This window comes from Escherichia sp. KTE96 (assembly GCF_000408525.1).
Taxonomy (GTDB): Bacteria; Pseudomonadota; Gammaproteobacteria; order Enterobacterales; family Enterobacteriaceae; genus Escherichia; species Escherichia marmotae.
The window spans coordinates 481,932-494,963 of the sequence record NZ_KE137149.1; the positions used below are offsets into that span (position 1 = coordinate 481,932).

The following is a 13,032-nucleotide window of genomic DNA, read 5'->3' on the forward strand; positions in this document are numbered from 1 at the left end:
CGTATTGCGGATTAGTGCGCAATCTAATCATTTTCTTTAACCGTAGACGTTATTAAAACGAGCGATAAATCTACTTTACTTGCCTGAATGCGGTGCAAAATATAAGGAATTCCTTAAGAATTTTTTAAATAGTGCCCTCGACATGTAATTTCGGGCATTTAGCTGTAACTATTTATATCGGTAACTATTTTCTACGTTTCATCTCTGTAGAATGGCCACCGCCAAATGGCGAATTCTTATTTTGTCTCTCGGGTAATACCCTTCCACTACTTAAGTCTTTTTAACGTATTCAGGTGGAGATTCAGTAATGCAAATAATCATGTTTGACAGGCAGTCAATATTTATTCATGGAATGAAAATCAGTTTACAACAGCGTATTCCAGGGGTAGGTATTCAGGGCGTCAGTCAGGCAGATGAGCTATGGCAAAGACTTGAAAGCTATCCCGAAGCCTTAGTGATGTTGGATGGCGATCAAGACGGTGAATTTTGCCAGTGGTTATTGCAAAAAACCGTGGTGCAATTTCCTGATATTAAAGTGTTAATCACGGCGACGGATTGCAACAAACGATGGTTGCAGGAGGTTATCCACTTTAATGTGATGGCCATTGTGCCGCGTGATTCAACCGTTGAGACGTTCGTATTGGCGGTAAACAGTGCGGTGATGGGCATGATGTTTCTGCCCGGCGACTGGCGAACAGCGCCGGAAAAAGAGTCGAAAGATCTCGCATCATTAAGCGCCCGCCAGCGGGAAATTTTAACCATGCTGGCGGCAGGCGAATCGAATAAAGAGATTGGCCGAGCGTTAAATATCAGCACCGGAACGGTAAAGGCGCATCTGGAATCGCTTTATCGACGTCTGGAAGTGAAAAACCGAACCCAGGCGGCAATGATGTTAAATATCTCCTCCTGAAGAGGATAATTTTACAGCCAGCAGGATATTAGCGGCTGGCTGTAAAAAATATTACGGTTCGCCGTATAAACCAATTAAACGGCGTGCCACACCGTTGGTCCAGCCAAACCCGTCCTGTAACGGATATTCACCGCCGCCGCCTTCGCGGGAGATACCATCGGCAATATGGTATTTCTCGATCAGTTTGTGGTGTTCCTGGTAGAACTGATTTACCGTCTTCAGCCAGCTACGAGCGATCTCATCACCCAGATGGTCATCTCCGTACATTTTAAATCCCTGAATCGCCATCCATTGTAACGGTGCCCAGCCGTTGGGTTTATCCCACTGCTCACCGGTTTCATACTCGCTTGCCAGAATCCCGCCTGGTGTCAGTAAACGGCTTCGCACGGCATTTGCCAGACGATCGGCCTGTTCGTGGTTTGCCATGCCGACATATAACGGCACGATGGCCGCAGCGGAAAAGAGAGCCTGTTGTTCGCGCCGCCAGTCGTAATCGCGGTAGATTCCGTTTTCATCATCCCAGAGATAACGGTTTACCGCATCGCGGCGGGCGCTGGCTTTTTGGCGAAACAGCGCTTCTGTCTCTCTATCACCTTTCAGCGCCGAGATGTTGGCGATGGTACTCTCCAGTTTAAACAGGAAAGCGTTCAGGTCGATGGGGATGAACTGGGTGGTGCGAATACTCGCCAGACGACCCGCGTCACGCAGCCAGCGGGAGGAGTAATCCCAGCCAGAAGCCGCGCCCGCACGTAAATCGCGATACACTTCGTTGGGGGGGCGACCGGAATGTTTTGCGGTTTCTACGTCCTCAAGCCAGGATTCGTCGCGCGGTGTGTCACGGTCATCCCAGTAGCGGTTAAGCAGCGAACCGTCCGGCATCCTAACGACATGGCGATAGGCCTGATTGGGGATCAGCGATTCTGCACCGTCCATCCAGAAGGCATATTCCATTTTCAGATGATCAAGATAACGGCGTGCGCCGCGTACCCCATCTTCTTCAAACAGCTCCACCATCAGAGCGAAAACCGGTGGCTGTGAGCGGCTCAAATAGTAGGTGCGGTTGCCGTTGGGGATGTGGCCGTAGTTTTCGATCATCCAGGCGAAGTTATCGGCCATGCATTTCAGTAAATCTTCGCGTCCGCTTTCCGCCAGCCCCAGCATGGTGAAATAGGAATCCCAGTAGTAGGTTTCGCTAAAACGGCCTCCGGGGACAATGTACGACTGCGGCAGCGCCAGCAGAGAAGACCACGGGATGTGATCTTGCGGTTCGCGGGTTAACACTGGCCATAGCTGGTCGATATGCTCTTTTAGTGAGTTTTGTGGGTCCGATACATACTCGCTGGAGTAGACTTCCGGTAACCAGAAGTGATTTTCAACGAATCGGCGCAAGTCAAAATCACGGTGGCGGCGAACCTTACGGTAGCGGATTAATATATCCAGCGGGTCCATTTTCGGCGCACAATCGGGAAAGGTTTTACTGTCGGGGAAAATTTTTGCCGACTGAACATGTTCGAACAGTTCGAGATAGCGGTCAGCAGGCGTTAGCGCGTCAGAGGCAGGCAATCCCTCAATCATTTCGGGTTCTGGCTCTGCCTCGAGCATCTCATCCAGTTTTAATTCATACGGATCCAGCTCATAACAGAGATCGACTTCGATCGTCAGTTCGTCTGGATTAGGGGTTTGAATTTTCTGATTGAGCATAAGGATCCGACCTCCGAAATTCGTCGCTAATTATCGGGCTTTCCTTTAAGGGTAGTCATTCGTTCCGCCTGGTGGGCGACAAAGCGTGCGGTAGATCACGTTTATTAATGGAGAAAAAATATAACTCACTAATATTCAAAGAGAATATTATATATGTTGTTTCCCGTCATTCTTCACTTTCGGAATATTCATGTAATCTGTTGAGAAATCAGGATATGTCATTGTTGTTACGAATAAGAGTAGCGGCTACCTGTGTAACAATGCAGAAGGTCACCAACTTTTTTGTAATTAAAATAAAAATTAATAAAGAAATACCAAAATATACATTTGTTTTAATAAGCTATAAATATAATATTATTAGCGATAACTGATTATATAAATAACGTTATTTCACTCTTAGGATTTTGTTATTTAAATTACACCGGCAACTCCTTGCGTCTATTACAGATAAATCCTACTTTTTTATTGCCTTCAAATAAATTTAAGGAGTTCGAAATGGACCAGAAGTTGTTAACGGATTTCCGCTCAGAACTACTAGATTCACGTTTTGGCGCAAAGGCAATTTCCACTATCGCGGAATCGAAACGTTTTCCGCTGCATGAAATACGCGATGACATCGCATTCCAGATTATCAATGATGAATTATTTCTCGACGGTAACGCCCGTCAGAATCTGGCGACTTTCTGCCAGACCTGGGACGATGAAAATGTCCATAAATTGATGGATTTGTCGATAAATAAAAACTGGATCGACAAAGAAGAATACCCGCAATCTGCAGCAATTGACCTGCGTTGCGTAAACATGGTTGCTGATCTGTGGCACGCGCCTGCGCCGAAAAACGGTCAGGCCGTTGGCACCAACACCATTGGTTCTTCCGAGGCCTGTATGCTCGGCGGGATGGCGATGAAATGGCGTTGGCGCAAGCGTATGGAAGCCGCAGGTAAACCGACCGATAAACCAAACCTGGTGTGCGGCCCGGTGCAAATCTGCTGGCATAAATTCGCCCGTTACTGGGATGTGGAGCTGCGCGAGATCCCTATGCGCCCCGGTCAGTTGTTTATGGATCCGAAACGGATGATTGAGGCCTGCGACGAAAACACCATCGGCGTGGTGCCGACTTTCGGCGTGACCTACACCGGTAACTATGAGTTCCCGCAACCGCTGCACGATGCGCTGGATAAATTCCAGGCCGACACCGGTATCGACATCGATATGCATATCGACGCTGCCAGCGGTGGCTTCCTGGCACCGTTCGTCGCCCCGGATATCGTCTGGGACTTCCGCCTGCCACGCGTGAAATCGATCAGTGCTTCTGGTCATAAATTTGGTCTGGCTCCGCTGGGGTGCGGCTGGGTTATCTGGCGTGACGAAGAAGCACTGCCGAAAGAGCTGGTGTTTAACGTTGACTATCTCGGTGGGCAAATCGGGACTTTTGCCATCAACTTCTCGCGTCCGGCGGGTCAGGTGATTGCCCAGTACTATGAATTCCTGCGCCTCGGTCGTGAAGGCTACACCAAAGTGCAGAATGCCTCTTATCAGGTCGCCACTTACCTGGCGGATGAAATCGCTAAACTGGGACCGTATGAGTTCATCTGCACCGGTCGCCCGGACGAAGGTATCCCGGCGGTTTGCTTCAAACTGAAAGACGGGGAAGATCCGGGATACACCCTGTATGACCTCTCTGAACGTCTGCGCCTGCGCGGCTGGCAGGTTCCAGCCTTCACCCTTGGCGGTGAAGCCACTGACATCGTGGTGATGCGTATTATGTGTCGTCGTGGCTTCGAAATGGACTTCGCTGAACTGTTGCTGGAAGACTACAAAGCCTCCCTGAAATACCTCAGCGATCACCCGAAACTGCAGGGTATTGCCCAGCAGAACAGCTTTAAACATACCTGATAACAGGGCGTTATAATAATCTTTGCCCCGGTTTGAAAACCGGGGCATACGTTCATTAGCGCAATATTAATATTATATTGATTTTGTATTCATGGCGTTGTTAAGTTGTATCTAATATAAATCTTTCTAAAATCAAACAAAATGACGCCAGTAGATCATTTGTTTTGTATTAATCTCCTTACGTTGGTACTTTCGATTTTTTTATTATAAATTCAATGCTCTTACACAATTTTCCTTCACATTTAATCAATTCCCCTGTCAAAATTGTTTAAATTTATTTGCCAATAAATTTGACTTAAGATGGCGGCGTGCTACATTAATAATCAGTAATATATTTATGTTATATTAAGTCAACTATGCAATCACAATATGGGAATTGTTTAATTGCGTACGCAAAACATAAATTTATTCTCACTATGTTGAATGGTGAATATCGCTGCTTTAATGGCGGTGATGTGGTTTTTGCGGATGCAAGCCAGATCTTGATTGATAAGTGTGTAGGTAACGTCGTATTAGTCACGAAGGACACACTTTCACTATTTCTCCCGATGCTCAAGGAGGAGACGCTAAATCTTTATACCTATAAAAAAGCTCCTTCGTTAGTTGTTCATCATTGTTCCAGAGAGAACCCTGTTTTTCAGGAAGTTGTACATCTTTCGCAAAATCAAGATCTCCGCTATGGTGAGATATTACGTAAAAGAGCATTAACATTTGCGTTATTGTCTATTTTTCTTGAAGATAAACAGTTTATACCACTGCTTATGAATATTTTGCGACCGAATATGCGAACGCGGGTTTGCACGGTCATCAATAATAATATTGCTCATGAATGGTCATTAGCACAGATTGCCAGTGAGTTATTGGTGAGTCCGAGTTTGTTAAAGAAAAAATTGCGTGAAGAAGAGACATCGTATTCACAGTTACTGACTGAATGTAGAATGCAGCGGGCGTTGCAACTGATTGTTGTTCATGGTTTTCCAATAAAACGAGTAGCCGTATCCTGCGGTTATAACAGTGCGTCGTATTTTATTTATGTCTTTCGAAACTATTATGGTATGACGCCGACAGAGTATCAGGAGCGAATAGCGCAGGGAATACTGAATGGTGACCCGATAGCAAGTTTTGTTGGGCAGGGAAATTTTTACAGTTCTGAACGCCATGCTGAAGGGATAAGACTCTGATTCTTTACTCAGACATAAAAAAAACCCGGCATAGGGGACCGGGAAGAGGATAGTCTGCCGTCTCCAGACTAATAAACCGTTATAACGCTCCTTGTTGACACGGGAAACTTTGTGCTCTCAGTAAATAAAATATAACTTTAATTGTCGATAATATCAGCCATTTTTTTATAAACATAAGCTATACGCTTTCTTAAAATATATTGCTGACGCATTTACTTATTAGTAATTAGCTGTTATGTACACTGCGCTATGGCTAGCTTTTGGTCCTACCAATTTTGGCAGTTTTGGCTCACGGAGTGAATCATTCATCATTTCATTTGTATACTGAAATTGTAATGTTCGTGGTAATGGAATATAAGGGCTTGTCATGGCACATGTTTGTTCGGTGATCCTCACCTGTCGCTCATTTGATATATACCATGAGCAGCAAAAACTATCTTTGTATAAAGATAGTATTCTACTGATAGAAAAAAATATGGCGGAGAGTTTTGACTTTAATGAATCAAATGTCCGCAGGCTGGATATTGATGAACGAATAATTACTCATTACTTACACAATGTCCGTCCACCGTTCCGGTGTTTAGGATTGCACAATAAAAAAAAGCTGTTAGTTAACATGACCCCACCGATGCCGTTGGTTACAGCAATATTCGATAGTTTTACTAAAGAGGACATTGCTTCAACGACATTAAATAATATGCTCTATTTCTCCTGCCTTTCGATGTTTTCACGAAATAAAGAGCTGATTCCATTCCTTTTTAATAGCATTAGTACCATTGCAGGAAAAGTTGAACGCATTATTAGCTTTGATATTGCCAGACGCTGGTATCTGCGTGATATCGCAGAAAAGATGTATACCAGTGAAAGCCTAATCAAAAAGAAGCTACAGGATGAAAACACCTGCTTTAGTAAAATATTACTGGCCTCGCGAATGTCGATGGCCAGACAATTGCTCGAGTTACGACAATTCCCGCTACCGATGATCGCAGAAAAATGTGGCTATAGCAGTACGTCGTACTTTATTAACACTTTCCGCCAGTATTATGGCGTAACACCACACCAGTTTGCGCAACAGTCAACAGGGACTTTTTCCTGACTTCATCTATCATTCGAAAGTCGGTCAGGATCTGCTTTACGCTTCATGTAAAAATCTTTTCCCATCCATATTTGCCGGGGGCACCGGCAAGTTCTCTTTGGCAGTTCGCAAACGGATATTAGTATTTTCAGGAGGAAAAGGTGCAGCATGTTTGGAGTTATTAAGCTGATTATTCATATAATTACGGGAATGCTGGTTTGTGTCGTACTGTTCAAGTTGATGACCAATGGCTGGAGTGGTTTCTACTTTCAATGCTGTTTGCTAAGTCTGGTATTCCTGATGGTTAGCTGGTTGTTGAGTAGTGAATGGTTGTCAGGAAAGAGTAAGGCAGAACATTCACGTTCAGCCTTACTCTCATTCATACGTTACGCTTTTTTAAAGCGGGCAAAGAGATGTTCCACAACGACGAAAAAGACGGGAACGAAGTAAATTGCCAGCACGGTTGCTGCAAACATCCCCCCCATAACGCCTGTACCGACCGCATTTTGTGCGCCGGAACCTGCGCCATGACTGATAACCAGTGGCAGTACGCCAAGAATAAAGGCCAGAGAGGTCATCAGGATCGGGCGTAAACGCATCCGCGCCGCTTCGATAATCGCCTCTACCGGTGTCTTCCCTTCTTTCTGCATCATCTCAACCGCAAATTCGACGATCAGGATGGCGTTCTTGGCTGAAAGCCCGATGGTGGTCAGCAAACCGACCTGGAAGTAGACGTCATTGCTCAGGCCGCGCAGGTCAGTTGCCAGTAATGCGCCAATAACGCCCAACGGAACAACCAACATCACCGAGAATGGAATTGACCAGCTTTCATACAACGCGGCGAGGGCGAGGAACACCACGACCAGTGAAATGGCATACAGCGCGGGTGCCTGGTTGGACGATAACGCTTCCTGATACGACAGCCCAGTCCAGGAGTAGCCGACGCCCGCCGGAAGTTTAGCCACCAGTTCTGCCATAAACTTCATCGCGTCACCGGTACTTTTTCCAGCAGCGGCCTCCCCTAAAATCTCCATCGACGGAATGCCGTTGTAGCGTTCCAGTCGCGGCGAACCGTAGGTCCATTCTGTTGAAGAATAAGCGGAAAGCGGTGCCATCGTGCCGGAGGCGTTGCGTACATACCACTGGTTGATGTTGTCCGGCAGCATACGGAACGGTGTTCCTGCCTGGACATACACTTTTTTCACACGCCCCTGGTTGAGGAAGTCGTTCACGTAGCTACTGCCGAAGGCGGTAGAGAGGGTCTGGTTGATATCAGACAGCTCCACGCCCATCGCTTCGGCTTTCGCGGCGTTGACGTTCACTTTGAACATTGGCGTATCTTCCAGGCCGTTCGGGCGAACCGCCGTTACCTGGTCAGGCGATTGTGCTGCCAGTGACAGCAGCTCGTTTCTCGCCTGGGTCAGCTTTTCGTGCCCCAGGTTGCCGTTGTCCAGTAGTTCCATATCAAAACCTGATGCTGTACCCAGCTCCGCTACCGCAGGTAAGTTGAACGGGAAAATCACCGCTTTATTGATACTGCTCAGAGCCACCATCGCCCGCTGAATGATTGCGGTCACCGAGTTTTCCTCACCGACGCGTTCAGACCACGGTTTCAGGCTGATAAATGCCAGACCGTTGTTTTGCCCCTGGCCGCTAAAGCCGAAGCCGCCAACGGTAAACACCGACTGGACATTATTTTTCTCTTTTGTCAGATAGTAATCGGTTACTTGTTGCAGCACTTTAGTGGTGTTAACCATTGTGGAACCTGACGGTAACTGCGCCGTGGTCATAAATACCCCCTGATCCTCTTCCGGTAAGAAAGAGGTCGGTGTACGCAGGAACAGCACCGCCATCCCGGCACAAATCAGCAGGTATACCACCATATAGCGACCAGTGCAGCGCAACAGTGAGCGGGTACTGTCGGTATAGTGCTGAGTCGATTTCTCAAACAGATGGTTGAAGCGTTCGAACAATGCGTTCGGTTTGTGACCGCCTTCCGGTGTGGCTTTCAAAATGGTGGCGCAAAGGGCTGGGGTCAGACTCATTGCCACAAACACCGAAAGCAACATAGAGGAGATCAGCGTAATGGAGAACTGGCGATAAATTTCCCCGGTTGCGCCGCTCATAAAGGCCATCGGCATAAATACCGCAGAAAGAACAACGGCAATCCCGACCAGCGCACGCTGGATTTGCCCCATCGATTTATGCGTCGCTTCTTTCGGTGGCAGTTTATCTTCCGCTATCACGCGTTCGACGTTTTCTACCACCACGATGGCATCATCCACCAAAAGCCCTATAGCTAACACCATCCCAAACATGGTGAGGGTGTTGATGGTAAAACCGACCGCCGACAAAATCGCAAATGTGCCGAGAATAACGACCGGCACGGCGATCGTTGGGATAATCGTAGCGCGAATATTTTGTAAAAACAGATACATGACCAGGAAGACGAGGATGATAGCTTCAACCAGCGTTTTGAAAACTTCCTGAATTGAAATTTTGATAAATGGTGTGGTGTCGTAAGGGTAAACCGTTTTCAGGCTGGCGGGGAAATAGGCTGATAATCGGTTTAACTCCGCTTTTACCGCCCGCGAGGTATCAAGGGCATTCGCTCCGGCAGCCAGCTTGATAGCAATCCCGGCAGCAGGTTTGCCGTTATAACGCGCCACAGTGGAATAATCTTCTGCCCCCAACTCGATGCGGGCAACGTCGCGCAGCAATACTTGCGAACCATCTTGCTGCACTTTCAGCAGGATTTTGCCAAATTCTTCCGGCGTTTGTAGACGCGTCTGCACAATGATTGAGGCGTTCAGTTGCTGGTCTGCCGCCTGTGGCATCCCCCCCAGTTGACCACCGGAAATCTGGTTGTTCTGTACCTTGATTTGGGAAATAACATCAGAAGGAACGAGACTGTATTTATTGAGTTTTTGTGGGTCCAGCCAGATACGCATGGCGTACTCTGACCCAAAGAGCTGCACGCTACCGACGCCCGCGGTACGGCTTAGTGGATCCTGGAGGTTAGAAGCCACATAGTCCGCGATATCGTATTGGTTGAGACTACCGTTATCAGAAATAAACGCCGCTACCATCAGGATGTTGCTGCTCGACTTATTAACGCTGATCCCTTGTTGCTGCACCGCTTCTGGTAACGAAGGCATCGCGAGTTGCAGTTTATTCTGCACCTGAACCTGCGCAATATCGGGCGATGTTCCCGTTTCAAAGGTCAGGGTGATGGAAGCATTGCCTGCTGCATCGCTGGTTGATGACATATACATCAGGCCATCCAGCCCATTCATATTTTGTTCGATCACTTGAGTGACCGAGTCTTCTACCGTTTGCGCATCAGCCCCCGGATAGGTAGCGCTGATGGTGATGGTCGGCGGCGCAATCTGCGGATACTGCGCAACCGGTAGGTTCATGATCGCCAGCCCACCCGCGAGCATCATAATAATGGCAAGTACCCAGGCAAAAACCGGGCGATCAATAAAATAGTTAGCCATGAAAGTCCCCTTAAGCCTGCAACGTTACTGTTTCGATTCGGTGCTGGCGTTTTCCTGGCTGGAGGAAATTGCGCGTGCTTTGATACCTGGATGAATGCGTTGCAAACCGGAAACGATCACCCGATCGCCAGCTTGCAAACCAGAGGTAACAACCCACTGATTTCCGATGGCTTTGGTTGCGTCAATTTCGCGTAACTGTACAACATCGTCTTTATCCAGAATGAGCGCCGTTGCTTTGCCCTGGGAGTTATGGGTAACGCCTTCTTGCGGTACTAACAACACATTCTGCCGACTACCTTCATCCACCAAAGCCGTGACGTACATACCAGGCAGCAAGTCACCATTCGGGTTGGGGAAAATTGCACGCAACGTGACGGAGCCGGTGGTTTCATCCACTGTCGGGTCGGAGAATTTCAGCGTGCCGGTCTGGCTGTAACGTTTGCCATTTTCCAGGTTAAGCTGCACTGGCGTACTGCCCTGAACCTGTTTGATTTGCCCACTGGCGACTTCCTCTTTCATGCGCAAAAAATCCTGCACTGATTGGGTGAGGTCGACATAAATCGGGTCCAGACGCTGCACGGTTACCAGAGAGTCTCCCTGATTAGCGGTGACTAATGCGCCGACGGTCACCGACGATTTTCCGCTGACGCCAGTAATGGGCGAGGTGACATTAGCGTATTGCAGATTGATGGTTGCCTGCTCAACAGCCGCTTTGGCGACGGCGACATTGGCTTCCGCTTCATTCAGTTGGGTGCGCGCGGTGTCGTAATCCTGGCGGCTGACATAGTTGGTTTTCAGCAACGATGCCTGGCGATTGAAGGTGATGCGGGCATTGCTGGCGGTGGAGAGGGCTTTCGCCAGCGAACCTTTCGCGGAGTTCAGCTCTGCCTGCAATGGAGCAGGGTCAATCTGATAAAGTGAATCCCCCTGGTTGACCTTATCACCCTCGATAAAGTTGCGTTTAATGATAATGCCACCCACCTGGGGGCGTATCTCGGCAACTTCATAAGGAACGGTTCTGCCGGGCAGTTCGCTCATCACATTGACCGAACCGGGGGAGAGCGTCACTACCCCCACTTCAGGCGTCATAGCGGCGGCATTTTCCGCCGATTTGTCATCGCAGGCGGTGAGCATCGCGCCGCAGAATAACAACGGTATTAACAGTTTTCTTTTTCTGTTCATTTTAGTCCCTGAAAATTCGTGAGAAATAACGGTTCTTTGAATTACGCGCGGGGAGAGGTATGAGGGATTTACAGACCAGCGGCATAATGCAAGCCATGGGGTTGTAAGCCAGCGAGGGAGCATGTAGGCAGAGCGACCAATATAGTGACGCGAATGGCAAAAAAAATGTTGCCGTTCTGCCGACAGTCTCTGCCTGCATCCGGGCAACGAAGGTTTCTACTGGTGGATACACATACCAGGGGAATAAGCTCGTTTTTGCTTCTCCTTTGGTTATCACCGGGAGTAATGGAGTCAGCATTTGCATCCCTCGTCATGCCAGCCATTAATTTCAGGCAATTATCGCTGGGCCACATCGACTCCTTATTTAGAAATAAGAAGAGATCCCCAGAGTCACGATGTCGCTCATACGTCTAAGTTTCAGCTTGTACATGATATTGAATTTCTGGATCTTTAATGTTTGTTGAGAAATATTCAGTGTTGACGTGATATTACTTTCATTTTTATTTTTCAGAATCAGTTGCATGATTTTGAATTGATTATGCGAGAAACATAATTGAGAATTCTTATGGGGCAAGTGTTTTCCATAGGTAATATCAAGCAGAGTGTTAATGCTTTCTTTGCGGCTGATAAAATAAATAGGTGACTGACTTTTAAGTTTACTGATGTGATAAGGTGCCAGAACAATGATTCTTTCGGCATCTAATTTCTCAAGAAACTTAATCGCTTCTTCATCAAGGATATGATTATGATAGGTATCAATGATCACCTTGAATGGTTTGTTGCCTATGCTTTTTATCTCTGACAGGGAGTTGATTTTTATCATTTCGTGATTATCTTTCAACTGCAAAAAGCCCTGTAAAAGAAAAGAATCCTTCGTCATGAGAAAAATCATAACTTGCTCCTTAGCCGTTATCGTTTCGAACATGTTGTCCTTTTCATTATTTACATCCATGTCCGAATATGGTGTTCAATATAGTAAACGCCTATAAGAACTTTGCCCTTCGTGAACTAATACGTCTATTAACACTAATCAAAACTTCAGATTTATCCATTACGTACTCCATATATTGATCCTAGGTAATATTCCTGGTTGTTATCAATTTGTGATTAGTAAACAGAATATTAACAGTTTGCAGGAATCTACCCAAGAATAAGTTATAATTTATCCGTTTGTGATCTCTGAAGAATATTACTAAAGTTAAAGCGTAATCCGATTTAAATATTGAGTCTCCTTGTTTCTATTTAAGCTGGCAATTGGATTGCCAGCTTTCTTTTAGTGCATTGATAGTGCAAAAACAAACCCCAGACTGTACCCATAGTATCGATGTTTATGGAACCTTCAGTTCACTTTCTCACAGCACTTCTAAAACATTAAACCTGACAACGAAAAATATCAGCCATGATAATGTTTGAAATGGCTAATTTGCTGCAAAATAAAGAAAAATATAAAATTTTCAAATGGTTGGTTTAATCGTTGTGTGATAGTTATTTCAACAATAGTACGTAATTTATCAAAGGAGTAATGCGGTGATGTGAATATTGCCAGGATCATAGTTATTATACGTAACTATGATCCAGGCTAAAAAA

9 protein-coding genes and 1 pseudogene are annotated in these 13,032 nt (G+C 46.6%); 5 read left to right on the forward strand and 5 right to left on the reverse strand.

Features of this window, described 5'->3' with window-relative positions; translation table 11 throughout:
* Window positions 1–307 precede the first annotated feature (307 nt).
* Entirely contained in the window at window positions 308–910 is a 603-nt protein-coding gene (locus A1WG_RS12050; protein WP_001165765.1) for a helix-turn-helix transcriptional regulator, read from the forward strand.
* Window positions 911–961: 51 nt separating this feature from the next.
* Here A1WG_RS12050 and A1WG_RS12045 read toward each other — a convergent pair whose 3' ends face one another.
* Window positions 962–2,611: an alpha,alpha-trehalase gene (locus tag A1WG_RS12045; RefSeq protein ID WP_001517298.1), complete on the reverse strand. Its 1,650-nt coding sequence runs from the start codon at window positions 2,609–2,611 to the stop codon at window positions 962–964.
* 495 nt (window positions 2,612–3,106) lie between these two features.
* Between A1WG_RS12045 and A1WG_RS12040 the strand changes: the two genes are divergently transcribed.
* The 3 genes from A1WG_RS12040 (at window position 3,107) to gadW (ending at window position 6,784) form a co-directional block, all read left to right on the forward strand.
* Complete coding sequence (locus A1WG_RS12040; protein WP_001517297.1) at window positions 3,107–4,507, forward strand: glutamate decarboxylase; 1,401 nt, start codon at window positions 3,107–3,109, stop codon at window positions 4,505–4,507.
* A 356-nt stretch (window positions 4,508–4,863) separates the two neighbouring features.
* Window positions 4,864–5,688: a DNA-binding transcriptional regulator GadX gene (gene gadX, locus A1WG_RS12035; RefSeq protein WP_001517296.1), complete on the forward strand. Its 825-nt coding sequence runs from the start codon at window positions 4,864–4,866 to the stop codon at window positions 5,686–5,688.
* Between the two features lie 367 nt (window positions 5,689–6,055).
* On the forward strand, window positions 6,056–6,784 hold the full coding sequence (gene gadW, locus A1WG_RS12030) for an acid resistance transcriptional activator GadW (protein ID WP_000951549.1): 729 nt from the start codon (window positions 6,056–6,058) through the stop codon (window positions 6,782–6,784).
* Between the two features lie 36 nt (window positions 6,785–6,820).
* Here gadW and A1WG_RS24960 read toward each other — a convergent pair whose 3' ends face one another.
* The 3 genes from A1WG_RS24960 to mdtE all read right to left on the reverse strand — a co-directional run bounded on the left by A1WG_RS24960 (window position 6,821) and on the right by mdtE (window position 11,397).
* The gene (locus tag A1WG_RS24960; protein WP_032141470.1) at window positions 6,821–7,036 is read right to left on the reverse strand and encodes a hypothetical protein; all 216 of its coding nucleotides are present in this window, start codon (window positions 7,034–7,036) and stop codon (window positions 6,821–6,823) included.
* A 113-nt stretch (window positions 7,037–7,149) separates the two neighbouring features.
* Window positions 7,150–10,263, reverse strand: a complete 3,114-nt coding sequence (gene mdtF, locus A1WG_RS12025) for a multidrug efflux pump RND permease MdtF (RefSeq protein ID WP_000024856.1) — start codon at window positions 10,261–10,263, stop codon at window positions 7,150–7,152.
* Window positions 10,264–10,287: 24 nt separating this feature from the next.
* The gene (mdtE, locus tag A1WG_RS12020) at window positions 10,288–11,397 is read right to left on the reverse strand and encodes a multidrug transporter subunit MdtE (RefSeq protein WP_306173773.1); all 1,110 of its coding nucleotides are present in this window, start codon (window positions 11,395–11,397) and stop codon (window positions 10,288–10,290) included.
* Between the two features lie 107 nt (window positions 11,398–11,504).
* On the opposite strand from mdtE, the pseudogene A1WG_RS24545 reads away from it, so the two are divergent.
* A pseudogene (locus tag A1WG_RS24545) lies at window positions 11,505–11,771 on the forward strand (hypothetical protein).
* Between the two features lie 38 nt (window positions 11,772–11,809).
* On the opposite strand, the gene gadE reads toward A1WG_RS24545, so the two are convergent.
* Window positions 11,810–12,337: an acid resistance transcriptional activator GadE gene (gene gadE, locus A1WG_RS12015; protein WP_000576682.1), complete on the reverse strand. Its 528-nt coding sequence runs from the start codon at window positions 12,335–12,337 to the stop codon at window positions 11,810–11,812.
* Window positions 12,338–13,032 lie beyond the last annotated feature (695 nt).

Excerpts from the sequence above, each read along its gene's own strand:
- gadW (WP_000951549.1), top strand. The coding sequence starts at position 6,056 with ATGGCACATGTTTGTTCGGTGATCCTCACCTGTCGCTCATTTGATATA.
- A1WG_RS12045 (WP_001517298.1), bottom strand. The coding sequence starts at position 2,611 with ATGCTCAATCAGAAAATTCAAACCCCTAATCCAGACGAACTGACGATC.
- mdtE (WP_306173773.1), bottom strand. The coding sequence starts at position 11,397 with ATGCTCACCGCCTGCGATGACAAATCGGCGGAAAATGCCGCCGCTATG.
- A1WG_RS12050 (WP_001165765.1), top strand. The coding sequence starts at position 308 with ATGCAAATAATCATGTTTGACAGGCAGTCAATATTTATTCATGGAATG.
- gadX (WP_001517296.1), top strand. The coding sequence starts at position 4,864 with ATGCAATCACAATATGGGAATTGTTTAATTGCGTACGCAAAACATAAA.
- gadE (WP_000576682.1), bottom strand. The coding sequence starts at position 12,337 with ATGATTTTTCTCATGACGAAGGATTCTTTTCTTTTACAGGGCTTTTTG.
- A1WG_RS12040 (WP_001517297.1), top strand. The coding sequence starts at position 3,107 with ATGGACCAGAAGTTGTTAACGGATTTCCGCTCAGAACTACTAGATTCA.
- mdtF (WP_000024856.1), bottom strand. The coding sequence starts at position 10,263 with ATGGCTAACTATTTTATTGATCGCCCGGTTTTTGCCTGGGTACTTGCC.